The sequence below is a fragment of the Pseudoalteromonas sp. Ps84H-4 genome (genome assembly GCF_024124645.1).
Taxonomy (GTDB): domain Bacteria; phylum Pseudomonadota; class Gammaproteobacteria; order Enterobacterales; family Alteromonadaceae; genus Pseudoalteromonas; species Pseudoalteromonas lipolytica_C.
On sequence record NZ_JAMXSK010000003.1, the window covers coordinates 137,909 to 163,878 of the forward strand.

15 protein-coding genes are annotated in these 25,970 nt (G+C 39.7%); 14 read left to right on the forward strand and 1 reads right to left on the reverse strand.

The window, feature by feature from the left end; genetic code table 11:
* Positions 1–33 precede the first annotated feature (33 nt).
* The 13 genes from pepN (at position 34) to NH454_RS05400 (ending at position 23,100) form a co-directional block, all read left to right on the forward strand.
* Entirely contained in the window at positions 34–2,628 is a 2,595-nt protein-coding gene (gene pepN / locus NH454_RS05340; RefSeq protein ID WP_253038425.1) for an aminopeptidase N, read from the forward strand.
* Positions 2,628–2,849, forward strand: coding sequence for a DUF2835 family protein (locus NH454_RS05345; protein ID WP_135924807.1), 222 nt, complete (start codon positions 2,628–2,630; stop codon positions 2,847–2,849). Before pepN ends, NH454_RS05345 begins: the two co-directional genes overlap by 1 nt.
* A gap of 309 nt (positions 2,850–3,158) precedes the next feature.
* Positions 3,159–5,243 carry a DUF1302 domain-containing protein gene (locus NH454_RS05350; protein ID WP_135924806.1) on the forward strand — a complete coding sequence of 695 codons (2,085 nt, stop codon included), beginning with the start codon at positions 3,159–3,161 and terminating at the stop codon, positions 5,241–5,243.
* Positions 5,244–5,255: 12 nt separating this feature from the next.
* Entirely contained in the window at positions 5,256–6,620 is a 1,365-nt protein-coding gene (locus NH454_RS05355) for a DUF1329 domain-containing protein (RefSeq protein WP_135926279.1), read from the forward strand.
* Between the two features lie 124 nt (positions 6,621–6,744).
* Positions 6,745–7,749 carry a YCF48-related protein gene (locus tag NH454_RS05360; protein ID WP_199526430.1) on the forward strand — a complete coding sequence of 335 codons (1,005 nt, stop codon included), beginning with the start codon at positions 6,745–6,747 and terminating at the stop codon, positions 7,747–7,749.
* The gene (locus NH454_RS05365; protein ID WP_253038427.1) at positions 7,749–10,073 is read left to right on the forward strand and encodes an MMPL family transporter; all 2,325 of its coding nucleotides are present in this window, start codon (positions 7,749–7,751) and stop codon (positions 10,071–10,073) included. The genes NH454_RS05360 and NH454_RS05365 overlap by 1 nt, the downstream gene beginning before the upstream one ends.
* A gap of 212 nt (positions 10,074–10,285) precedes the next feature.
* Positions 10,286–15,124 carry an NAD-glutamate dehydrogenase gene (locus tag NH454_RS05370; RefSeq protein WP_135924798.1) on the forward strand — a complete coding sequence of 1,613 codons (4,839 nt, stop codon included), beginning with the start codon at positions 10,286–10,288 and terminating at the stop codon, positions 15,122–15,124.
* Positions 15,125–15,238: 114 nt separating this feature from the next.
* Entirely contained in the window at positions 15,239–16,249 is a 1,011-nt protein-coding gene (gene pyrD / locus NH454_RS05375; protein ID WP_135924796.1) for a quinone-dependent dihydroorotate dehydrogenase, read from the forward strand.
* 119 nt (positions 16,250–16,368) lie between these two features.
* On the forward strand, positions 16,369–16,899 hold the full coding sequence (locus tag NH454_RS05380; RefSeq protein WP_135924794.1) for a cell division protein ZapC domain-containing protein: 531 nt from the start codon (positions 16,369–16,371) through the stop codon (positions 16,897–16,899).
* A 178-nt stretch (positions 16,900–17,077) separates the two neighbouring features.
* The gene (gene rlmKL, locus NH454_RS05385) at positions 17,078–19,195 is read left to right on the forward strand and encodes a bifunctional 23S rRNA (guanine(2069)-N(7))-methyltransferase RlmK/23S rRNA (guanine(2445)-N(2))-methyltransferase RlmL (RefSeq protein WP_253038429.1); all 2,118 of its coding nucleotides are present in this window, start codon (positions 17,078–17,080) and stop codon (positions 19,193–19,195) included.
* Positions 19,188–19,421 (forward strand): glutaredoxin family protein, encoded by a 234-nt coding sequence (locus NH454_RS05390; RefSeq protein ID WP_138557572.1) that lies wholly within the window; start codon positions 19,188–19,190, stop codon positions 19,419–19,421. Before rlmKL ends, NH454_RS05390 begins: the two co-directional genes overlap by 8 nt.
* Before the next feature lie 14 nt (positions 19,422–19,435).
* Entirely contained in the window at positions 19,436–21,346 is a 1,911-nt protein-coding gene (locus tag NH454_RS05395) for an ABC transporter ATP-binding protein (RefSeq protein WP_199526431.1), read from the forward strand.
* Between the two features lie 11 nt (positions 21,347–21,357).
* On the forward strand, positions 21,358–23,100 hold the full coding sequence (locus NH454_RS05400; RefSeq protein WP_138557571.1) for a DUF3466 family protein: 1,743 nt from the start codon (positions 21,358–21,360) through the stop codon (positions 23,098–23,100).
* Between the two features lie 86 nt (positions 23,101–23,186).
* On the opposite strand, the gene NH454_RS05405 is transcribed toward NH454_RS05400, so the two are convergent.
* Positions 23,187–23,696 carry a DUF2062 domain-containing protein gene (locus NH454_RS05405; RefSeq protein ID WP_253038431.1) on the reverse strand — a complete coding sequence of 170 codons (510 nt, stop codon included), beginning with the start codon at positions 23,694–23,696 and terminating at the stop codon, positions 23,187–23,189.
* 360 nt (positions 23,697–24,056) lie between these two features.
* On the opposite strand from NH454_RS05405, the gene NH454_RS05410 reads away from it, so the two are divergent.
* A complete protein-coding gene (locus NH454_RS05410) occupies positions 24,057–25,940 on the forward strand; it encodes a DNA internalization-related competence protein ComEC/Rec2 (protein WP_253038433.1) in 1,884 nt (627 codons plus the stop codon).
* Positions 25,941–25,970 lie beyond the last annotated feature (30 nt).

Sequence of the window (25,970 nt, forward strand, 5' to 3'; positions counted from 1 at the left end):
CTGTATAGTTGCAGGGCCATTTTGGAGCCAGTTATGTCTGCTACGAGTAAACCTCAAGCTCAATATTTAAAAGATTATCAAGCCCCTCAATTTTCAATTCAACATATCGATTTACGCTTCGAATTAGCGCCTTTACAAACGTCAGTACAGTCTACAATGACAATCAATCGTACTGATGAAAGTAATTCGGACCTTGCTCTTGATGGTGTTGATTTAACGCTCATCTCAGTAGTGGTTGATGATAAAGCCTATGATGATTATACACTCGAAGATGAAAAACTAATCATTCATAACCTACCTGATAACTTTATTCTGAAAATAGAAAACCATATTGATCCGCAAACGAATACTTCACTAGAAGGTTTGTATTTGTCGGGTGGTGCTTACTGTACGCAATGTGAAGCCGAAGGTTTTCGAAAAATTACCTATTACCTCGACCGCCCAGACGTACTTGCTAGTTTTGATGTGACTATTATTGCTGACAAAAAATATACTCACCTGCTCTCAAATGGTAACCAAATTGAGGCTGGTAACTTAGATGACGGTCGGCACTTTGTAAAATGGCAAGACCCATTTAAAAAGCCTAGCTACTTATTTGCATTAGTCGCTGGTGACTTTGATGTGCTACGTGATCATTATACAACCAAGTCAGGTCGCAATGTTGAATTAGCGTTATTTGTTGATAAAGGAAATTTATCAAAAACACCTCATGCTATGACATCTCTCAAAAAATCAATGCGATGGGATGAAGAGCGCTTTAACCTTGAATACGATTTAGATATTTACATGATTGTCGCTGTTGATTTCTTCAACATGGGCGCGATGGAAAATAAAGGTTTAAATATCTTTAACTCTAAATGTGTTCTGGCGAATCAAGAAACAGCAACAGATAAAGATTACCATACAATTGAATCCATAGTCGGACATGAGTACTTCCACAACTGGACAGGAAACCGAGTTACATGTCGTGATTGGTTCCAATTGTCTTTAAAAGAGGGATTGACTGTTTTCCGCGATCAAGAGTTTAGTAGTGATATGGGGTCGCGAGCACTCAATCGAATTGATGCAGTTAAAGTAATGCGAACGCACCAATTTAGTGAAGATGCGGGGCCTATGGCACACCCAATTCGCCCTGAAAAAGTCATCGAAATGAACAATTTTTACACGGTTACTGTGTATGACAAAGGGGCTGAAGTTATTCGTATGATGCATACCTTACTGGGAGAAGAAAAGTTCCAACAAGGTATGTCATTGTATTTTGAGCGTCATGACGGACAAGCTGTTACCTGTGATGATTTTGTTGCTGCTATGAGTGATGCATCAGGTATCGATTTAACGCAATTTAAGCGTTGGTATAGTCAAGCTGGTACGCCAAAACTTAATGTAGAACAAGTTTACGATGAACAAAAGCATACCTTCACACTGAGCATTGAACAGTTTGCTCCTGATAATCAACCTGACAATGCCTTATTGCACATTCCGTTTGCTATTGAGCTTTTAGACAGTGTAGGGCAGTCACTACCTCTTGTGATTAATAACCAGCCACAAGATTCGGTATTAAATGTCACTGAAAAAACGCAGCAGTTTGTTTTTGAAGGTATTAAACAGCGTCCAGTCGCAGTGCTGTTAGAGGACTTCTCTGCGCCATGCATTGTTAATCAAAACACTTCTGCTGCTGATCTTTTACATATTATGCGTTTTGCCCGTAGTGACTTTTCGCGCTGGGATGCTCAACAACGCTTATTTACTAATGAGATGAAACAAGCTGTTGCATCTGGTGATGCTAACTTATCAGATGAAATAATTAATGCGCTTAAAACACTTATTGATGAGCGAGATGGTGATCTTGCACTAATTGCAGAACTGTTAAAACTACCCAGTTACGATACTTTAGCCGCGGAATACTCAATCATTCCTGTGGATGACATCATCGCAGTGCAAAATACCTTTGAAGCGCAAATTGCAAGCAGTTTAGCTGACTCTTTTGTTAATTGTTATAACGCTCTGTTGGATGATGGGTCAACCTCTGCAACTGCTGTAGCCATACGTGCTCTTAAACAAGTTTGCTTGTACTATTTAGCTAAAACAAATCACAACTCAGTAAATAGCTTAATTAATGAGTCTGCTCACAGTAGTAATATGACGAATGTATTGGCAGCATTAAGTGCTGTTGTGAAAGCTAACCACCCATTGTGTGACACATTACTTGATGAATTTGATGCAAAATGGCGTCATGATGTACTTGTGATGGATAAATGGTTTGCACTGCAAGCGATGAAAGAGACAGCGAGCAGTATTGAAGATATTAAAGCTCTTTATAATCATCCAAGCTTCGATTTTGGAAACCCAAATCGTGTACGGGCATTAGTTGGCAGCTTTAGTCATTTTAATATTACCCAATTCCATCGTGCAGATGGTAAAGGTTATGAACTTTTGGGTGACTTATTAGTTAAATTAAATGATATTAACCCTCAAAATGCATCGCGAATGCTAACCCCATTTATGTCATGGCGACGTTACGACGAAAATCGTTCAGCAGCTATAAAAGCGCAGTTAATGCGTTTAGCAAATTTAGAAGGGTTAAGCGATGATTTATTTGAAAAGGTTGAGAAAGCACTTGAAAGCTAATGAGAGAATACTATTTTGCTTTGTACCTTAGTTATGCTGAATGTCTTGATTACTATCATGGTAAATATAAGTCTGTTCAGGTAACAGAAGACGGCGGTAAAATCGTACGATTCGATGCTCGTTATTTACGCCCGCACATTTCTTCTTTAGGAATAAGAGGGCGCTTTCGGCTAACATTAACCGATGAAAATCAGTTTATAAAATTAGAGAAAGTGAGTTAAAAAGCAGCTATAGCTGCTTTTTTATTGCTCAGTACCCAGTAAAAAAGCCTCATTTGTAGTTATTTTCTTGCTCTTCAAAACAGTAATTTTATTATATTTTTGTTAATTCGATTTGTTCTATTGTTAATTTACGTGTATAAAATATCTGGTATGACGTCTTACCAATACGTAAACGTCACATTTTTAAATAAATATTAACCGATTGAACGCGTTCTATATTGTATTTTTATTGTTTCGCTTCTATCGTTAGAAAGATACTAAAAACAACAATTTGATCACAGAACAACCCGTTACAGGGGGATGAACACAATGATAAAACGATCGCTTTTTGTTAAAAACAAAATAGCTTTGGGACTCGCGGCGGCTACACTCGGAATCTCAAGTACATCTTTGCATGCAGCAAACTTCGAGTTAGGGGACTTTGACGTACGTTTTGACTCTAACTTTTCTTATGGTCAAAGCATTCGTGTTGAAGACCGAGATTTTAAACATATAGGTAAAAGTAATAATCCTTCATTTGATTGGACGGGTTATCATTCTGCGTTAAATCCTATTTATTCTTCTGCGGATGTTTGGAACCAACCTGGTGCCTACTCTAATAATGGTGATGCAGGGAATTTAAATTTTGATAGTGGCGATTCATTCTCAAAATTATTAAAGGGCAACCACGAGTTATCAATTAGTAAAGATAACTATGGTTTCTTTACACGCTTTATGTATTTTTACGACTTTGCATTGATGGATGGCGATTTTGCATATAGCAATCCTACATCAGGTAACAAAGTAGACCCATGTGACGATGATGACACTAAAGAACAAGTATGTGCTGATTTACGTTTATTAGATGCGTACGTTTGGGCAAACTTCGATTTAAATGAAGGTCGTAACCCTCTGTCTATTCGCTTAGGTCAGCAAGTTGTAAACTGGGGTGAAAGTACCTTGATTTCTCATGGTATAAACGTTAACCCAGTTGATATCGATCGTTTAAAAGCGCCAGGCGCTGAGTTAAAAGAAGCCTTTATCCCTGTGGGTATGCTTTGGGCATCTCTTGGCATTACAGATAACTTAACACTGGAAGGCTTTTACCAATATGAATGGCATGAAACACGTCTTCCAGCTGCAGGTACGTACTTCTCGACTAACGATTTCGCGTCAGAGAATGGTTATCAGCAAAATATTCAACTAGGTTTTACATCAAACCCAGATATCGATTTAGCATTCTTAACAGAAAGCTTAAACAGCTTAGACGATATTGTGCGTTCGCAAGGTGTTGATCCAACATCTGCGCAAGGTCAAGCTATGATGGCGCAAATGTATTTAGCTTATCCGACTAAAGTAGCTCTTAAAGGTAAGGGCAGTGCGGGTAAAAATGAGCCAGATGATGGTGGTCAATATGGTTTACGTTTAGGTATGTTTTTACCTGAATTAAACGATACTGAAGTGGCTTTATACCACATCAATTACCATAGCCGACGCCCAGTAATTTCTGGTCAAGTGTCTAATTTTACAGCTGGTGCTATCGCGGCTGATATTGGTATGTTGTTATCTACAGAAATCACTGAAGATAATGTAACTAGCTTACAAGCATTCACCAAAGGCCAATTAGAATACCCTGAAGATATTAAGCTTTATGGTATCAGCTTTAATACATCATTAGGCGAGACTGCTTTCGCTGGTGAATTTGCATTCCGTCAAGATGAGCCACTACAAATTGATGACGTAGAGCTTCTTTATGCGGGTATGCCAGAACAACTAGCCGTGGCTGGAATTCGACCTGACTTTGCGGGTATTTCGCAAATGAGTTTGGGTGATGCTACAAGTGTTGTAGGTCCTGGTGAAGTGGCGCAAGGCTTTATATTACGTAACACAGCACAATTACAATTTACAGCAACGCATCTATTTGGCCCATCATTAGGTGCAGACAGCTGGGCGGTTGTTGGTGAAATCGGTGGTGTGCGCATTAATAATATGCCTGAATACGATGAGCTGCGTTTAAACGTTGCTGGTACGGGTCGAAGCGGCATTATGCAGGGGCCACTGAGCGATGATTATTCAACCCTTCATATGGGTTTATCGAATGGTCCTGAAACGAATCCGTTCCCAACAGCATCGGCATGGGGTTATCGTTTAATCGCTAAAGGTGATTACTATAACATTTTCAACGGTGTTAACTTCTCGCCACGTTTTGTGTTCTCACATGATGTGAATGGTATTACACCTGATCCGATGTTCTTATTTGTTGAAGACCGTAAATCACTCGGTGTAACGATGAACTTCAACTATCAAAATGCGTGGTCATTCGACTTTAGCTATAACTCTTTCTGGGGTGGTGGCGCGACGAATACATTCTCTGACCGCGATTATGTTTCATTTAATATTAAATATTCAATCTAAGGGTAAATTATGATTATTAGAAAACCTACCCTCATTGCTGCAGCTTTTTGTAGCGTTTTCGCAAGCTCTAGTGTACTTGCAAAAATTACTGCTGATGAAGCAGCACGTTTAGGTAATGACTTAACGCCAATTGGCGCAGAAAAAGCAGCTAACAAAGATGGTTCTATTCCAGCTTGGACGGGGGGTATCACAACCCCTCCTGCAGACTATAAACCAGGCATGCACCACCCAGACCCATTCGCTGATGATAAAGTGTTGTTCACCATCGATAAGTCAAACGTTGATAAATATAAAGAGTACCTGAGCCCTGGTCAGGTTGAATTATTCAACACTTATCCAGACACGTTTAAGATGAACATTTATCCAACGCGTCGAAGTGCGTCTTATCCGCAGTTTGTTTATGATGCGACTAAAAAATACGCTACGACAGCCGAGTTAGTTGAAGGTGGTAACGGTATTAAAAACACAGCTGTGGGTGTACCTTTCCCAATTCCTAAAGATGGTTTAGAAGCAATTTGGAATCACCTTTTACGTTTCCGTGGTTTATCAATTGAACGCTCTGGTGGTCAAGCAGCACCAACAGCGTCAGGCTCATATAATTATGTTGGTTTTGAAGAGCAACTTTTAGTTGAATATTCATCACCAGATGCAACGCCAGAAAAACTGCAAGAATCTAATATCTTGTTTAAGTTTAAGCAAAAAGTAACTGAGCCAGCTCGTCTAGCAGGTACTGCGTTATTAGTTCATGAAACTATGGACCAAATCTTAACGCCACGCCAAGCATGGACGTACAACTCAGGTCAGCGTCGAGTTCGTCGTGCACCTAATGTTGCATATGATGCACCAGGAACAGCGGCTGATAGCTTACGTACCACTGATGACTTTGATATGTTCAACGGTTCTCCTAACCGTTACAACTGGACATTAAAAGGTAAGCAAGAGCTTTATATTCCATATAACAGCTATAAACTTCACAGCGATAAGTTAAGCTATGATGATATCTTGCAAGCTGGTCACATTAACCCTGAATATGTTCGTTACGAAAAGCACCGTGTTTGGGTTGTAGAAGCAAACCTGAAAGAAGGTACGCGTCATATTTATAAGAAACGTGTTTTCTATATTGATGAAGATAGCTGGCAAGTACATGTAACGGATATTTATGATAACCGTGACCAAATGTATCGTGTAGCAATGGCACATGGTCTTAACTACTATGAAGTACCGACTCATTGGAGTACGTTAGAAGTTTATCATGACCTTAACTCACGTCGTTACCTAGCAATTGGTTTAGATAACCAAGAAAAAATGTATGATTTCTCACAATCATTCAATGATAACGAGTTCACTTCAAGCGCTTTACGCCGCGAAGGTCGTTAAACAATCTAAGGCACCTGACTTCAGGTGCCTTTTGCAATTCGCGTAAGTCATCAAGACACGCAATTGGTTTTCCCAGTGGCTTTTTTGACTTCTCTTTTTATCTTTTCGAAGGCGATTTATCTTTATGAAGTATTTGCTTTATGCCTGTCTTGCTTATAGTGCTTCATGTTTTTCTCAAGACATGCCCACACCGCAACAAGCGATTAGTGCCGTTAATGCAAACAAAACTCTACTCACTGACATCGAATTGGTCGGTGAAAAACTGGTTGCTGTTGGTAAACATGGTGTGGTTATCACTAGTACTGACGCACAAACATGGCAGCAAGCCAGTGTACCAACACAAGTATTACTCACCGCGGTTGATTTTTATAATGACGAATTAGGCTGGGCTTGTGGCCACGATGCCACTATTATCAACACCGTGGATGCTGCTAAAACTTGGCAGTTACAACAATCTTTACCAAACATGGATAAACCATGTTTAGATATTCTTTTTACATCTGAAAGCCATGGTTATGCAGTGGGTGCATACGGCATGTTTTTTGAAACCACTGATGGTGGCCAAACATGGCAGAAACGTTTTTTAGATAGCTTGTTATTTGAAGATGATCGCGACTATTTGAATGATTTAAAAGAAACAGATCCTGAAGGATATGAGCTTGAGACCGCATCAATTTTGCCGCATTTTAATCGTATAGTGAAAACTAAAGACCGATTAATCTTAGCAGGTGAAATGGGGCTAATGGCCGAAAGTGTCGATAATGGCCAAACATGGCAACGTCTTGAAGAGATTTATATGGGCTCTTTCTTTACGTTTGCGTCAACTGCAGATCAGGGTGGTGAAGACCTAGTTGCAGGTTTGCGTGGCAATATATTTACTCGTCAAGCAAATAGTGATCAGTGGTTACCAATTCAAAACACTAATTATGCCACCGTCAACAGCGCAATAAACCACAATAACGAATGGCTTTTATTTGCCAATAGTGGAGTTATTTTTCATGTTAAGGGTGATCAATTATCAGAAGAGCAAATGGCCGATGGCAAATCATTGCTCGACGGTGTTGTGTTTCAAGACAAACTAATTATGGCTTCAGAAAATGGCATTAAAGTGAAGGAGTTGAATCCGTAATGCGTGGTTTATTAGACTTTTTAGAAAGAGCGGTATTTCGTCATCGCTTGTTCGCAATTATTTCCTTTGCTTTGATCACCTGTTTTTTATTATTCAAAGCAACACAAATTCAATTAGACGCCTCGTTTAATAAAAATATCCCTCTTAATCATGAATACATGAAAGTATACACCAAACACGAAAAGCAATTTGGTGGTGCAAATAGTATTTTAATTTCGGTGTGTGATGCAGACGGTGATATTTTCAATGAAGAATTTTTTACCCAACTAAAAGCAGTTCATGACCAGCTTTATTTTATTCCAGGTGTTAACCGTCCATTAGTTAATTCAATTTTCGCACCGAGTGCACGTTTTGTTGAAGTTGTTGAAGATGGCTTCGCTGGTGGTCCAATTATTCCGGCTAACTTCACAGCTGATAAACGTGGTCTTGCAGTTGTAAAAGAAAACATCGAAAAAGCAAAAGTAGTCGGCCGTATGATCGCTAGTGACTACTCGTGTGCAATGGTAACAGCCCAGTTACTCGAGACTGATCCGCAAACACAAGAAAAACTCGATACATTAGCCTTTGCTGAAAAACTAGAAACACAAGTTCGTGAACCGTTAAGTACTGATAAAGTCAGTATCCATATTATTGGTTTTGCAAAGATGGCAGGGGATGTAGCAGAGGGTGCTAAAGGCGTACTGTTATTTTTTGCAATCGCGATTGCTTTTACCTTTGTGATGGTTTGGCTGTTCTGCCACTCTTTAAAACTGACAATTTTACCGATTGCCTGTTCAATCATTGCCGTTGTTTGGCAGTTAGGTTTGTTATCAACCTTGGGCTTTGGCTTAGACCCTATGTCAATTTTGGTGCCGTTTTTAGTGTTTGCGATTGGCGTAAGTCATGGTGTGCAAATGATCAATGACATCGGTAAAAAAGTGACGTCAGGAAGCTCAACCCGGGTGTGTTGTCAGGCAAGCTTTAGAGCACTTTTGATCCCTGGTGGAATCGCGCTGCTATCAGACACAATTGGCTTCTTAACCTTACTCACCATTGATATTGGTATTATTCGTGAACTTGCCATCACAGCAAGTTTAGGTGTGGCGGTAATTATTTTCACAAACCTCGTATTGTTACCAGTGTGGGCATCGTATATGCGCTTTGAAGGCTCAGTGCATATTCAAGCAGGAACACACTCAGACAAACCGAATTTCTTAGATAAATTGCGTGAACTGTTAGTAAAAGCGACGGACCGTAGAACCGCCGGTTTAATTATTATGCTTACAGCGATATTATTTGCAGTGGGTTATTGGCAAGCTGACAAAATGCGCATTGGTGATTTACACGCAGGTGCGCCATCTTTGCACCAAGATGCCCGCTATAACCAAGACACCTTTTTGATTTCTGATAAATACACCATTTCATCAGATATCCTAAAAGTGATTGTAGAAGCGTATCCTGCTGCTTGTACTGAGCATGATGTGATGGAGCGTATTAGTCGTTTCCAATGGCAGATGGAAAACGTTGCAGGGGTGCAATCAGCAGTGAGTTTAAGCTCAGTTGCGCAATCTGTGAATGCCGGCTTTAACGAGGGCAACTTAAAATGGCAAAGCCTGCCGCGCAACACGGCAAGTTTAGTGCAAGCTACTTCACGCGTTGAAACAAGCTCAGGTTTACTCGATGGTAACTGCTCTGTAATGCCAGTGATTATTTTCTTAAATGACCACAAAGCAGAAACTATTGACCATGTAGTAGCGAAGGTTAAAGAGTTTGCTAAGGCTGAAGAAACGGATGAGTTGAAGTTTAAGTTAGCATCAGGGCCTGTGGGTGTAATGGCTGCAACCAACGAATCTGTATCAGCTGCACAGCTACCTATGATGCTTTACGTTTACGGCGCCGTAATCCTGCTATGCTTAATTAGCTTTAGAAGTGTTAAGGCAACGGTTGCGGTTGTATTACCTCTGTATATCGTATCAACTTTAGCGCAAGCCTTGATGGTACAACTTGAAATAGGTTTAACGGTATCGACACTACCAGTTATCGCTTTAGGTGTTGGTATTGGTGTTGATTATGGGATTTATATACTGTCATCAATGATGGGGCAGCTAAAACAAGGTGTGGCACTCGAAGTGGCTTATCGCAATGCATTAGCAGAGCGTGGCAGTGCAGTGCTGTTCACGGGTATTACCTTAGCCATTGGTGTTAGCACATGGATTTTCTCTGATCTGAAGTTCCAAGTAGATATGGGTATTCTTTTGACCTTCATGTTTTTGGTTAACATGCTGGGCGCAGTACTACTTTTACCTGCAATTGGTAGCTTCCTCTGGACTGACCAGAAAAAATAATGTGAATAATTGTGCTCCAATATGGCCAGTAATGGCCATTTATATCTATATTTTGTGAATAGATGACCAAATAGCTGAAAAGCTTAAAATGATTTCATCGAAAAGGCTGTTTATTAGCTGCAAAAGAGTTAGAATTTACCTGACTCCACGCTAATAAATGGCTGTACAAATATTCTACTAATCGATAAGTAGTATAGATTAAGGAACATACAATGACACGAAATGAAGGGCAAGCCTCGGTTATCTTAGATAATGTCTGTAAGCTGATCCAGAAAAAAGTTCACGCTGATAATGTGTTACTCGTTGAGAAATTCGCCAAAGCCTTGTACAGCAATATGTCTAAAGAGGATTTGGCACATCGCAACGATAGTGACTTATATGGCGCTGCACTAAGCCTATGGAACTCGCTAGAAAAAAATAACTCTGATGACGCGGTTGTCCGTGTCTTCAATCCTGAAGTAGCAAAAGATGGCTGGCAGTCATCGCACACTATTGTTGAAATCATCGCGAAAGACATGCCTTTCTTAGTTGATTCTGTGCGTATGGCCATGACTCGCGAAAACATCTCTTCTCACTTATTACTTCACTCTCCACTGAAAATCCAACGTGACAAAAATGCTAAAATCACAGGTATTTCAAGCTTAAAAGCAGAGCAAGAATCAACGTCAACAAAAACGGTGTTCTTTATCGAGATTGATCGCCAAACAGATGCAAAAGTTATTGAGTCTTTCAAAAAAGAACTTGAGTCTGTGTTAGTTGACGTATCTATCGCTGTAGAAGATTGGCAGCCAATTCGTGAAAAGCTAATTGCTGTAACGAAGGATTTACCTAAGCGTCATCATAATAATAACGAAAGTGAAGTTGCTGAAACGGTTGAGTTTTTAGACTGGTTAGCAAAAGATAACTTTACCCTAATGGGTTATCGTGAGTATGAACTGTCGCCTGTACAGGGTGATTATCAATTAAAAGGTAAAAAAGGTACTAGCCTTGGTCTGATGAAAAACACAGACGAAGAGCACAGCCGTTTACTTTCTGAATTACCAGAAGTTGCACGTCAAGAAGCGCGTAGCAATAATTTACTGATTTTAACGAAAACTAATTCAGTGTCTCGTGTTCACCGTCCTGCTTATATTGACTATGTGGGTATCAAGCGTTTTGACGAGGAAGGTAATGTAATTGGTGAAGACCGTTTCCTTGGTTTATTCTCTTCGAGCTTCTACAACAACAGCGCCGCTGATGTTCCGGTACTGAAAAGTAAAATTAATCGCATTATGGAAATGTGTGACTTTGCTAAAGGCACACATGCTTATAAAGCGGTATTAAATATCCTAGAAACGTACCCACGTGATGAACTTGTGCAAGCACGTGAAGCCGAACTACTTGAAGTTGCTATGGGCGTACTACAAGTACAAGAGCGTGATATGTGCCGTATTTTTGTGCGTAAAGACGCATATGGCCGTTTCTTCTCTTGCATGGTCTATGTACCGCGTGAGCGCTATAACACGGCACTACGTCGTGAAACGCAACGTATCTTAGCTAACGCATTTAATTCTGACGACAAAGTCGAATTTACTACTTTTTTCTCTGAGTCAACATTAGCCCGTACTCATTATACGGTGCGTGTGACTGACAATAATATTGAATATAACGTGAAAGACATCGAAAACAACCTAATTGAAGCTGCCCGTACTTGGGAAGATAGACTCCAGTCTGCACTACTTGAAAGTGCAGGTGAAGCACGCGGTAAAGAACTAAACCGTAAATATGCACAAGCATTTGCAAGTGCATATAAAGATCAGGTTTTACCAAGTGCTGCGGTTGTTGATATCGAGAAACTTGAGCTTCTTAATGACGAAAACAAACTAGAAATGTTGTTCTACCGTCCACAAGAAGAAGCAAATACTAATGTTGTTCGTTTAAGCTTATTCCATAAAGATGAGCCAATCCACTTATCTGACGTCATGCCAATGTTAGAAAACTTTGGCTTACGTGTAGTGGGTGAAACGCCTTACTCAGTTAAAACGACAGACGGTAAAGTTAATTGGATCATGGATTTCACCATGCTAATTGACAATAAGGGCATTGCTGACTTTGATAAAGTATCTGCTCGTTTCCGTGCTGCGCTTACTAATGTTTGGAATAACCGTTTAGAAAACGATGGTTTCAACCGTTTAGTATTAATGGGTGGTTTAACCGGTCGTGAAGCGTCTATTCTTCGTGCATACGCTAAATACATGCGTCAAATTGGTGTAACTTTCTCGCAGACTTACATCGAAAGCACATTTGCAAATTACCCACATATTGCTTCGCAAATCGTTAACTTATTCACTAAAAAGTTCTCAGTTAAGAACCCTGGTAGTGAGAAGACGCTTGAGAAGCTAGTTGCACAAGTAAATCTTGAACTAGAAAACGTAGCAAACCTAGATGATGACCGTATCATCCGTTTATACGTTGATATGATCAATGCAACTCTTAGAACGAACTTCTTCCAAAAAGAAGCGGATGGCCAATTTAAGTCATATGTATCGTTCAAGGTTCAGCCTTCTATGATCCCAGAAATGCCATTACCACTGCCTGCGTTTGAGATCTTCGTATACTCGCCGCGCGTTGAAGGTGTGCATTTACGTGGTGGTAAAGTTGCACGTGGTGGCCTACGTTGGTCTGACCGTCGTGAAGACTTCCGTACTGAGGTACTGGGTCTTGTTAAAGCGCAACAAGTTAAAAACACGGTTATCGTGCCAGTAGGTTCGAAAGGTGGTTTCGTATGTAAACAGCTACCGACTGACCGTGAAGCGTTCTTCAAAGAAGGCCAAGAGTGTTACAAAATTTTCATCCGTGGTTTATTAGATATCACAGATAACATCGAACGTGGTGAGATTGTTCCGCCAGTTGATGTTGTTCGTCATGATGAAGATGACCCGTATTTAGTTGTTGCTGCCGATAAAGGTACTGCGACTTTCTCTGATATCGCAAACGGCATCGCAAATGAATATAACTTCTGGCTAGGTGATGCATTCGCATCAGGTGGCTCAGTAGGTTATGACCATAAGAAAATGGGTATCACTGCAAAAGGTGCGTGGGAGTCTGTTAAGCGTCACTTCCGTGAAATGGATATTGACTGTCAAACAACTGATTTCACTGTTGTAGCTATCGGCGACATGGCGGGAGACGTATTTGGTAACGGTATGTTGCTTTCTAAGCACATTCGCTTACAAGTGGCGTTCAACCACATGCACATCTTTGTTGATCCAAACCCAGATGCTGCAACATCTTACCCAGAGCGTGAGCGTTTATTTAACTTACCGCGTTCTTCTTGGGAAGATTACAACAAAGACCTTATCTCACAAGGTGGTGGTGTATTCTCTCGTGCGGCTAAATCAATTAGCTTAAGCCCTGAAATGAAGAAAATGCTTGGCACTAAAAAAGCGAGCATGACACCTAACGAATTAATCAAAGCAGCTCTAATGATGGAGTTTGATTTACTTTGGAATGGTGGTATCGGTACTTACATCAAGAACTCTAAAGAGACTGATGCAGATGTTGGTGACCGCGCAAATGATGCTCTTCGTATTAACGGTTCTGAGCTTGGTGCTAAGATCTTAGGCGAGGGTGGTAACTTAGGTGCTACTCAATTAGGTCGTATCGAATTTGCAGCTAAAGGCGGTCGTGTTAACACTGACTTCATCGATAACGTAGGTGGTGTTGCGTGTTCAGATAACGAAGTAAACATTAAGATCTTACTTAATGGCTTAGTTGCTGAAGGTGACTTAACGCGTAAACAACGTGATGAGCTACTTTATGCTATGACCGATGAAGTATCGCAGCTGGTTCTTAAAGATTGTTATCGTCAAACTCATACCTTGTCGATTACACAGTCAAAAGGCACATCAACGCTTAAAGAAAAAGTACGTTTTATCCATGCCCTTGAAAAAGATGGCAAGTTAAATCGTGCAATTGAGTTCATTCCAACTGATGAAGAACTTGCAGAGCGCGCAGCAGCGGGTAAAGATTTAACTCGTCCAGAACTATCTGTACTAGTTTCTTACGCGAAAATGGTACTTAAAGAGTCTTTAGTGGTTGATGAAATCACTGAAAACCCTTATTACCGTCAGTTATTGGTTAATTCATTCCCGGTACCACTTCGTGAGAAGTTCAACGATGCAATGGATAACCACCCACTTCGTAAAGAAATTATCGCAACAAAACTTGCCAATAATATTGTTAACGATATGGGCCTTAACTTCATGGTTCGTATGCACGAAGAAACAGGTGCTAACGAAGCAGAAATCGCGCTTTGCTATTCAATTGCAAAAGAAGTGTTCCAGATGCCAGAAACGTGGTCATCAATTGTTGCACTTGATAATAAGATCCCAGCAGCTGTACAAACAGAAATGCTTTATCAGTTACGTCGTACGGTTCGTCGTGCAACACGTTGGTTCTTACGTCATCGCAATAAAGCACAAACGATTGAGCAAGCAATTGAGTTCTTTGCACCAACATTTGCTGATTTAAGTGAAAACTTAAATAGCTACATGGTTGAAAAAGAAAGCGAGCGTTTAGTTAAAGCAGCTGAGAAGCTAATTGATAGCAATGTACCAAAAGCACTTGCGACACGAGTTGTGTCTCTATCAAGCCTATTCTCTGTAATGGACTTAGCTGAAATTGCTAATAATTCAGAGCGTAGTATTGCTATGGTATCTAACACGTACTTCAAGTTGGGTGCGCGTATGGGCTTACATTGGTTCCTTGACCAAATTACTAACCAACCGGTTGCAAATCACTGGCAAGCACTTGCTCGTGCTTCTTACCGTGAAGAGCTTGATTGGCAACAACGTACGTTATCGGCTGTGGTACTTAATAGCTTTGCAGCAGACAGCAAAGACATTGATGCACAAATTGATGAGTGGATGGATAACCAAGATCTACTTCTACAACGTTGGAAACAGATGCTATCTGAATTCAAAACATCGCAAAGCCATGATTTTGCGAAGTTCTCAGTAGCACTTCGTGAACTAATGTTGTTAAGCCACAACTGTGACACTTCCAAATAAGTGAAAAGTCGTTAAAATACATACCCCAGCTCGCTGGGGTATTTTTTTGCCCTTAATTTGCAATGGTCCGTTTATAAGCGGCTACCTTGTTTATTTTTACCTAAGGAACAAACCATGTTTTATGATCTAGCTCGCCGTTTTATGTTTACCCGTGATGCGGAGTGGGCTCATGAATTTGCACTTAATAATTTACGCCGATTTGCTCATACTCCATTGAGTGCAGCGTGGTCTCAATCTGTCCCTAATAAACCAGTTAACTTTTTGGGTTTAGAATTTAAAAATCCAGTAGGTTTAGCGGCAGGCTTAGATAAAAATGCAGAGTGTATTGATGCATTTTCACAAATGGGTTTTGGCTTCGTTGAAGTGGGTACTGTTACTCCTCGCCCTCAAGCTGGTAACGATAAGCCGCGTATTTTCCGTTTACCAGAATCAAATGCGATCATAAATCGTATGGGCTTTAACAACAAAGGCGTTGATAACCTAGTTAATAACGTAAAAGCGGCGAAATATGACGGTATTCTAGGTATAAATATAGGTAAAAATAAAGATACACCAAACGAGCAGGGTAAAGATGACTACATTCATTGTATGCGCAAAGTATTTGAGCATGCATCGTACATCACAGTAAATATTTCTTCACCAAATACTCCGGGTCTTCGTGATTTACAATATGGTGAAGCGCTTGATGACTTGCTACAAAGCTTAAAGAATGAACAACTTGATTTAGCTGCAAAGCATAACAAACAAGTGCCTATGCTTGTTAAGATCGCCCCAGATCTTGATGAAATACAAATTGCGCAAGTTAGTGAGTCATTGATCAACAATCAGATCGATGGTGTTATTGCTACAAACACCACACTTGAGCGTGCTGCAGTGCAAGGCCAACAATATGCAAACGAAGCGGGCGGTTTATCTGGACAACCAGTACGTCAGCGCTCAACCCACGTGGTTAGTGAGCTGAAGCGTTTAACTGATGGTAAGTTACCTATCATTGGTGTGGGTGGTATTGATGATGCAGACTCTGCAAAAGAAAAATTTGCAGCGGGTGCCGACCTTGTACAAGTTTATACTGGCTTTATTTATAAAGGCCCAGAATTGGTAAAAACGATCCTTAACGGCTTATAAGGATCAGTTATCTAAGCATTTGATCATTAATAAAATGTTCTAAAAAAGTATTTTATTAATGGTCAGGCTTAGCTATAATTTATGATTAATCGCACAGAATTCTAAGTTAGGGAGGAGACATGTTACAAGCATCGAAGCAATGGAAATGGCTTGCTTGTGCAAAAAATAATCGTCTTTTGGTTGACCTTGACCAAGATATGCAACTGTGCACACCTTACAAATTACGCCAACTTACTGATGCTGTTTTACAAGAGCCAAACTTCAGTCTTGAAGATGCTGCATTTTATCAGCAAGTTTATCAATATCTTGAAACATTCTCATTATGGAGTCCGGCAGAGCTTTGCCAAATTGCTCTTAACGCTACAGCAGTTAAATTTCATTTGAAGCCAGTACTTGCAAAGAGTTGGTTTTTTCATGAATACCAGGGTAGCCAGCCAAGTGTTGAAGCGGTTGTAAAGTTATACTCTAAGTCACAAGAAGGTGAGTTTTTAATTGTCGATCATTCACCAGAAGCATCTGTTTGTATTAATCTGAGCGCACACTTTCAGTTAGACGAAAATCTATCTCTAGAGCAGTTTGAAGCCATCAAGGTTCTAAATAATCGTATCCATCCTGTTTATATTCAACAAAAACAGTTTAAAACGGCCTAGGGCGTGTTGACCTTTGTGAATTAAAATATGTTCACTCTAGAGGCAATTTAATCGCGGCGAGAGATTCGCAACCTAGTGGGCTAAGTAAAAATCTAGCTAATATCCCTGCAAATGTTGGCGTTTTTGTTCGCCAAGCTATGCTATAATCCTGCGCAATTAGCATTTAAGGGTTTTTACTTTGCAATTTATCGCACTTACTTCTATCGGAATAGAAAATTTACTTGTTGATGAGCTTACAGCACTTGGTGCAGAAGTCTCTAAACAAACCGTGGGCTCTGTACGTTTTGAAGCAGATAGCTTGTTAGCACAAAAAATTTGTTTATCGAGTCGCTTCGCCACTCGTATCATGATGCTGATAGAAGAAAAAGAAGGCGTTAAAGACAAAGAAAGCCTTTATCAATTTGCACGACTACAGCCCTGGCAAGAGTGGTTTGGCCCAAAACAAACTTTCGCTGTTGATTTTAGTGGTACTAACAACGAGTTAAAAAATACCCAGTTCTCTGGTCTTGTCGTAAAAGATGCGATTGTTGATTATTTTTCAGATCTATTTGAACAGCGTCCAGATGTTGATAAGTACAACGCTAATGTGCGTGTTGTAGCAAGATTAAATCGCCAAGGTGTTGCGCTTTATATTGACTATTCAGGTCCACGTTTATCTGAACGTGGTTATCGTCAAGACCAAGGTAAAGCACCGATTAAAGAGCATTTAGCTGCAGCACTTGTAAAGCGAAGTGGCTGGCTTGAAAATGTACAACAACCTTTATTTGATCCATGTTGCGGTGCTGGTACCATTTTAATTGAAGCAGCAAGCATGGCTCGTAATGAAGCGCCTGGCTTATTCCGAGAAGGTTTTGCATTTGAGCGCCTACCAAGTTTCCGCATCCAAAAATACAAAGAGTTAAAAGCAGAACTAACGGCTCAAATTACTGATCCAAAGCTTTGGCTTATTGGACATGATATTGATGCTGGTGTAATTAAAAAAGCACAAGAAAACGCGGAACGCGCAGACCTTGGTAATGTAATTAAATTTAAACAAAGCGATGCAACAAAGCTTACCTCAGTTGCTAAGCTTCCTGGTGTGGTGATTTCAAACTTACCTTATGGTGAGCGTTTAGGCTCGATGGCAGAGTTGGTTAACTTACACCGAAGCTTAGGTGTTGGCTTCAAAAAGCACTTTAACCATTGGAAGCTTGCTTTACTTGGCACCGACGAAAGCCTATTTAAGTTATTAAAGCTTGTTAAATTAAAACGCTATAAGTTCAAAAATGGCCCGTTAGATGTAGTGCTAAATTTATATCAACTTGACGATAAACAAGTCGAGCTAAGCAAAGAAGATAAACCAGCACTTAACTTTGAAGGTTCAACAGCATTTGCAAACCGCTTAAAGAAAAACAAGCAAAACTTGAAAAACTGGTTAAAGCAAAATGAAGTAAGCTGTTATCGTGTTTACGATGCGGATATTCCAGAATATAACGTTGCAGTTGATGTGTACGATGATTCAGCGGTTATTTTTGAATATGCCGCACCGAAAGAAATCGATGACACTACGGCACAAAAGCGCTTACAAGATGTGATTAGCCTGACCGCTGAGCAGTTAGAAATTGCGCCAGAGAATATCGCAGTTAAAGTACGCAAAAAGCAAAAAGGCGAAGAGCAATATACTAAGGTATCAAAACAAAATCGCACACAAGTAGTCGAAGAGTTTGGTGCTAAATTTAAAGTAAATCTATTTGATTATTTAGATACAGGTTTATTCTTAGATCACCGTTTGGCTCGTCGTTATATTCAACAAAACTCACAAGGTAAACGTTTCTTAAACTTGTTTGCTTATACGGGCAGTGCATCTGTTCATGCTGCGCTAGGTGGTGCCAAAGCAATTACTACCGTTGATATGTCAAAGACCTATTTAAAATGGGCGCAAGAGAATTTCGCGCTTAATGACTTGAGCAATACTCGTTTTCGTTTTGAGCAAGCTGACTGCTTGAAATGGCTTGAATACGCACAAGGTCAATATGATTTAATTTTCTTAGATCCACCGACGTTCTCAAACTCAAAACGTATGAAAGATGCATTTGATGTTCAGCGTGACCATATCAAACTCCTTACTTGGGTTAAAAAGATTTTAAGTCCAAATGGCACGCTTATATTCTCTAACAACAAGCGTGGCTTTATCATGGATGAAGTTGGTTTAATGGGGCTTGGCTTAAAAGCAGAGAATATTTCTGACAAAACTTTATCGCCAGATTTTAAACGCAATAAGCAAATTCATAATAGTTGGCTTATTACACATGGCTAGTTTTACCTTGTATCACACAGATGGCTGTCATTTGTGTGAAATGGCAGATGAATTATTAGTTGCAGCAAACGTTTCCTTTGCTGCAAAAGATATCATGGATAGTGAACAGCTTATCGCGCTTTATCAAACCAGTATTCCGGTTGTTGAAGCTCATCAAGGCGAAAAATTATTTTGGCCTTTTGATGCACAGCGATTAGCGCAATTTATTGCTGATAATAAAGAATAAGAGTAGTAATCACGATGGATTTAATCAGAATAGCCAAAGCGCAACTCGCTTATGGTACGCATCCGTTACTAGATGATGCTGATGCAGTTATTGAGTCGGGTGAGCGTGTATGTATTGTTGGTCGTAACGGTGCAGGTAAATCAACATTACTTAAAGTACTTGATGGCCAAGTTATCTTGGATGATGGTGAAATAAACCAACTAGGTGGTATACGAATTTCGCGTCTAGAGCAAGATCCACCAAAGGGGGCTGCAGGCTCAGTATTTGATTATGTAGCGCAGGGTATGCCTGATATTGCTAACTTATTGATTGAATATCACCAAGTTAGTAATCAGATGCAAACAGACTATAACGATAAGTTACTAAATAAGTTAGAGCGCTTATCAAATCAATTAGAAACAGTTGACGGCTGGCGTTTTGATACGCGTATTCAACTTGTGTTATCGCGCCTAGAGCTAGATCCAGAGGCTAAACTTGAATCATTATCAGGCGGTTGGTTACGTAAGGTTGCTTTAGCAAGGGCCCTAGTTAGTGAGCCTGATTTATTGCTACTTGATGAGCCTACCAACCACTTGGATATGAGCAGTGTTATTTGGCTCGAGCAATTTTTAAAAGAATTTAAAGGCGGTATCGTTTTTATTTCTCACGACCGTGCGTTCATTCGCGCAGTAGCTACTCGTATTCTTGATTTAGACCGCGGAAAACTAATTTCATATCCGGGTGATTATGCAACATACCTTGAACAAAAAGCGCATGATTTAAAGGTAGAAGAAACGCAAAACGCGTTATTTGATAAACGCTTAGCCGAAGAAGAAGCGTGGATCCGCCAAGGTATAAAAGCCCGTAGAACACGTAATGAAGGACGCGTTCGCGCATTAAAAGAGTTGCGTAAAGAGCGCAAGCAGCGAGTAGAGCAGGTTGGTAAAACAGATTTCAACATTGAAACTGCTGAGCGTTCAGGCAAACTTGTTTTTGAAGCGAAAAACATAAGTCATGCATTTAAAGACAAAGTGATCGCTAAAGACTTCTCTACACTTGTTATGCGTGGCGACCGTATTGGCCTTGTAGGCCCAAATGGTATAGGTAAAACAACACTGCTTAAAATTTTATTTGGTGACTTAACACCAGATAGCGGAAGTGTTAAGCAAGGTGTTAATTTAGAATTTGCCTATTTTGACCAATATCGTCAAAAGCTTGATGAAGAAGCCACAGTACAAGACAACGTAGCTGAAGGTAAGCAAGAAGTGATGATGGGCGGGCGCTCACGTCATGTACTTGGTTACTTACAAGACTTCTTATTTCCACCGGCAAGAGCCCGCACACCTGTAAAAGCACTCTCTGGTGGTGAGAAGAACCGCTTGTTACTTGCAAAGCTATTTTTAAAGCCGTCTAATATTTTGGTACTCGATGAGCCAACCAATGACTTAGATATCGAAACATTAGAATTACTTGAAGATATTATTAACCAATATCAAGGTACCGTGCTTATTGTTAGCCATGACCGCGAATTTATAGATAATACCTGTAATTCAGTCTGGGCATTTGAAGGTGATGGTAAGATTACCGATATTATTGGTGGCTACAGTGACTATGAGGCTTATGCTGCCTACTTAGTTGAGCAAGAGAAACAACAACAGCAACAAACTAAGCAAGAAAAACCCGTGGTGCAAAACCAAGATAAACCACAAAAGAAAAGTAATAAACTCTCTTACAAATTAAAACTTGAATTAGAGGAATTACCCAGTAAAGTGGAACAACTTGAAAAAGCGCTCGATGCTCAGCAAGTTGTGGTCAATGACCCTGACTTTTTTAAGCAAGATGCTGCAATTACATCAGAAGCATTGAACCATTTAGCCCAGTTAGAGTCTGAGCTTGAAGCCGCTTTTGAGCGCTGGGAAGAACTCGAAGATTTAAAGAATCAGTAGTAAGGATTAAAATGAAATATAAATTACTCGCTGCCAGTATTTTAGCTACTCTAAGTACCTCAGCGATGAGCGCGACCTATAAATTAGAAGAGTTAGGTGGTCTGGAAGGCTCTAAGCATAATTATATAACGGATGTTAGTGAAAACGGTCATATCATTGGTCTTGCAAATGGTACCTATAAACTACCTGTAGACGTTTCTTATATCGATTTTGATGCAAGCAACATTAAAAACGCCTACGACCGAGAAAAAGCGCGATTTGAGTCAATTGACAAAGAAATTACGTTTACGTTAGATGATATCCAAAATAACGATGCAGTAAATACCAATGCTGATGCACACGCATTTATGATTTGGTTTTTATCTACTGATAGTCGTCCTAATGATTCTGAGTATCAAAAAATATCGAGTGCAATTGCCACTACTTATACTGCAGAAGGGTCTCAAGAGCAGGTTTTATTTGATGAAGCATCGCTTGATTATGATGGCTTAACTCGCTCAACATCAAACCTTCTATCTGCTGTTGCTGACGATGGCGTGATGGTGGGCTGGGGCAGTGCGCCTTACGAAAAGACCGCCTTTACCCAAACAGATGAAACCGAAGAAGAAACTCACTTCTTACGTGACTTTATAAGTCGCGGTATTGTTATTGGTGCTAATGGTGTCGAAGTACCTTTAGTTCCTGAATTTGATGAGCACGGTGGTATTAGTGCCGCATATGACATAGTCAAAACCAATAGTGGCTACGAAGTAGTGGGTACCGTATCTACCGGTATTCCAGTTGATCCTCAAGATGATATTGACGATCGTTGCGATAACGAAGATGAGCCAGTTTCAGATTGTGTTGAAACGCTTAATCGTAGCTTTAGTACGGGTATTTTCGATAAACGAGCCGTTAAATGGACCTTGGATAACGATCTAAATATTATCAATACGGAAATATTTGGCTTAGGTCTTACGCCAAAAGATGACGAAGATTTTGCATTTAGAAGCAGCGCTTTTGTCATTAATGAAAATGGGGTAATAGCTGGTACTTCAGATGTTCGCTATAAAGATCGAGATATTCGTATCACTATGCCGGTTATTTTTGAGAATGGTGAAGTAAAAGAGTTTCTTGACCAAGAAGATGATTGGACTTCAGGTCAGCCTTTAGCTATCAATAATGACGATGTTGTAGTTGGTTATGCAACCAAAAGAATCGAAGGTACAAACCGTACTAAATTTTTCTATTACGACAAGAAAAGTGACAGTGTTGTTTTCCCGACAGATTATTTCTCAAGTTCTAGCTCAATCGCTAATGACATAAATGATAATGGTGTGATTGTTGGTGAGGGTGAAACCGATATCTACAATACGTCTACACGTCGTCGTGAAGGCTTTATGTACACTATCGGTGAAGATAAAGTCGTAAATTTAAACGATTTATTACCTTGCTATGAAGAAGATGGTGAAACACGATTTAAATACGTTGTTGCTGAAGCCAAGTCGATTAACAACAATAATGAAATATTTGGTGTTGCTACCAAAACGGTAGAAAAAACAGATTCATTCGGTAACACGGTAGTCGATCTTAACGGTAATGTTGAATATGAAAGTATTGCAGTACCTGTTAAGTTAACACCAATTAGTGGTTCAATTGAAGAGTGCCCTGCAGAAGAAGTTGAACAATATGAGCGTCAGTCTGCAAGCTTCCCTTGGTATGCATTAATCTTGTTACCATTTGCAGCGGCACGTCGCTTTTTTAAAGCAAAGTAGCGTAAAAAATAACTTTTCAACTACATTAAAAAACCCAGCTGACAGCTGGGTTTTTTGTCTATACTCATATCTGAATCATCATTTTTTTATTTTTGATGTCGATGTAACCATGCTTTTCTTACAGAGCGCTTCCAAAGCATATCTGTTACGAAATAGCCAAGTATAGCCGCGGCTGTTGCACAAATAAATGAACCAACTAAGAAAGCCGGACCAATGGTTGTTAAGCTTTCTAAGAACCATTGCCAGCTAGGCTCAAAATGGAAGTGTTGTGTAGGTTGCGCTAAGGCAATTGTTCCAACAATATACGAGCAGTAAAAAATAGGAGGCATTGTCAGTGGATTTGTGATCCACACCGTAGCAACAGAAATAGGCAAGTTTACACGAAATGGAATGGCCAGGGCGGCTGCTAGAACCATTTGAAAAGGAACAGGGATGAAAGCAAAAAATAAACCTACAGCAAATGCTCCTCGAGCAGAACGGCGATTTAAATGCCATAAATTGGCATCATGTAATAAACGGCCAAAAATTCTTAAGTATTTATGATCTCTTACCTTGTTGTGATCAGGTAAAAACCGTTGGATCGTTTTCTTAGCCATTTAAAGCAACCATTTACATCTGTTTGGTTATGCAGTGGTTTTATATTGGGTTGTTTTATTACCCTTTATACGGCAAACACTGCAGTGTTTTATCTAATAAGTTTTGCTGTTATTTTAGCAGCTGCCTATTTTAAGCCTTTTTTGCCAATATTGTCAGGGTTTATTTGCGGTATTTTTTTAGTATTTTTTCATTACTTAGTCTTTTATTCTCAAATCGAATGCGACTTAAGACCTAAAAAACCAGTAATTGCTAATTTTCAAGTGATTTCAATACACTCAGCCCAGTCTCCTTTCTACGTTAAAGCAAGCTTGAAAAGCATACAGGGGTGCAGTCTCTCTAAATTAAAACCACCTTTAGCAATGATTAGTGTTAGCACAGCGCAAAAACTGATGGTTGGTGATGAAGTGAGTGCGCAAATAAAGCTTAAGCCGTTTAGAAGCGTAAAAAATTATAATAGTTTTGATCGTGAACGACATGCGTTTAGACAAAGACTTTTTTATAAAGGGCGCACAGTTTCTAAAATACAGATAGAAAATCAGACTGGTAAACCTACTAGTACTGAGGTATATCGCAATTATATATCGACTATAACTACTGGCAGCCAATTACAATGGCTTTACTATGCTTTGCTAACTGGCGATAAAAGCAAAATATCGCAACAAAATAAACAACAACTACGTGAATTAGGTATAAGCCATCTCTTGGCAATCTCAGGACTACACATCGGGCTTGTATATGCAATCGGCTTTTACTTTAGTAAATATATCACCCGTATAATGCGAATACCTGTGTCTCAAACCCGTCAGATTAATAGTTGGTTTATGCTGATAGGTTTTTGTTTTGCAGTTACCTATGTATATCTAAGTGGTTTTGCCGTGTCAGCAGTGCGCGCATTGTTGATGTTAGGCTGTTTGCTATTTATCTACATCTTAAATAAGAATCCATTGCGATGGCGAACAATTCTTTATGCTCTTACACTAGTGCTGATTATTGATCCATTTACGTTATTAAACCCCGGTTTGTATTTTAGTTTTATTGCTGTTGCTATTATTTTTCTTGTTATTCGAAGCTCTCTTGGCAAAAACTTAGGTTTCTACAGACGTGTTATACAGCTTGGCTTAATTCAATTAGCGTTATTTATAGGCCTGTTGCCATTGTCACTGTTTTACTTTGATGGCGTAAGTACGATTGGCTTGCTGGTAAATTTAGTCGCTGTGCCAATAATTAGTGTCATTGTTTTACCATTCTTAGTTTTGTACAGTTTTTTATCCTTACTTTTAGATTTATCGCTACTTTTATATGGCTTAGATTTTGTTTTAAATTACCTTTATCAATCGATAACGTTAGTCCCAAAACAATGGCGCTGGCTTGAGTTCGCATTTGTTGAGTTCAATACCTTAGTTTTGATTTACAGCACTCTGTTATTGTTTCTTTGTTATCCTTATCGAGCATTTGCCATTATTCCTGTATTGATTGTAACTTTTGATTGGCTTTTGTCGCCGAAAAGCACTTTTCAGTTAGATGTATTTGACGTTGGTCATGGCTTAATGGTGATGCTCAGCGAAGAAAATAAGGCGGTGGTCTATGATTTAGGGCCACGTTATTTTGGTCGATATGACTATATTCAGTCAGTTTTATTAGCAAACATAAATGCGCTTGAGCTTGAGGTGATTGCCACTATAGTAAGTCATCAAGATAATGACCACATTGGAGGTCTTCACTCTTGGAATGAAAATGGCTTTGGAGCAACGTTAAAGTATTTTCATCCGCATGGCGTGAATGCTCGTTGTGAGCCAAAGCTTTTAAAAATCGGCAATGTTAGTTTAACTAGCTTTAGTATGCCTGGTGATAATAACAATGATCAATCTTGCATTTTGAGGGTGAAGTCGGGTGAGTATAGTGTGTTATTGACCGGCGATATTTCTGCTGAAGCAGAGCAACAACTCATTACCAGGCTCCCAGACCTGCAAGCGACAGTACTCGTCAGCCCTCATCACGGTAGTAATACATCGTCAAGTCAGGCGTTTATTGAGCAGGTGCGGCCTAAACTGGTTATCCACTCAAGTGCATACCAAGGGCAGTGGCAGTTTCCTCACCCTGATGTTGTAAAACGTTATCAAGACCGTGATATAGCACAGTTAAGTACAGCAGACAGTGGCCATATTAGAATCAAATTCTATAACGATACCTTTTTAGTTGAATCAGCTCGCGAGCATGAAAGTTACTGGTTCGAACAAGATTGACGTTTTGTTTTTACCCCCATAAGGCTACAA

Bases quoted from the DNA above. Each gene is read 5' to 3' on its own strand.
- pepN (WP_253038425.1), top strand. From the start codon at position 34: ATGTCTGCTACGAGTAAACCTCAAGCTCAATATTTAAAAGATTATCAA.
- NH454_RS05345 (WP_135924807.1), top strand. From the start codon at position 2,628: ATGAGAGAATACTATTTTGCTTTGTACCTTAGTTATGCTGAATGTCTT.
- NH454_RS05350 (WP_135924806.1), top strand. From the start codon at position 3,159: ATGATAAAACGATCGCTTTTTGTTAAAAACAAAATAGCTTTGGGACTC.
- NH454_RS05360 (WP_199526430.1), top strand. From the start codon at position 6,745: ATGAAGTATTTGCTTTATGCCTGTCTTGCTTATAGTGCTTCATGTTTT.
- NH454_RS05365 (WP_253038427.1), top strand. From the start codon at position 7,749: ATGCGTGGTTTATTAGACTTTTTAGAAAGAGCGGTATTTCGTCATCGC.
- NH454_RS05370 (WP_135924798.1), top strand. From the start codon at position 10,286: ATGACACGAAATGAAGGGCAAGCCTCGGTTATCTTAGATAATGTCTGT.
- pyrD (WP_135924796.1), top strand. From the start codon at position 15,239: ATGTTTTATGATCTAGCTCGCCGTTTTATGTTTACCCGTGATGCGGAG.
- NH454_RS05380 (WP_135924794.1), top strand. From the start codon at position 16,369: ATGTTACAAGCATCGAAGCAATGGAAATGGCTTGCTTGTGCAAAAAAT.
- NH454_RS05390 (WP_138557572.1), top strand. From the start codon at position 19,188: ATGGCTAGTTTTACCTTGTATCACACAGATGGCTGTCATTTGTGTGAA.
- NH454_RS05395 (WP_199526431.1), top strand. From the start codon at position 19,436: ATGGATTTAATCAGAATAGCCAAAGCGCAACTCGCTTATGGTACGCAT.
- NH454_RS05400 (WP_138557571.1), top strand. From the start codon at position 21,358: ATGAAATATAAATTACTCGCTGCCAGTATTTTAGCTACTCTAAGTACC.
- NH454_RS05405 (WP_253038431.1), bottom strand. From the start codon at position 23,696: ATGGCTAAGAAAACGATCCAACGGTTTTTACCTGATCACAACAAGGTA.
- NH454_RS05410 (WP_253038433.1), top strand. From the start codon at position 24,057: ATGATTAGTGTTAGCACAGCGCAAAAACTGATGGTTGGTGATGAAGTG.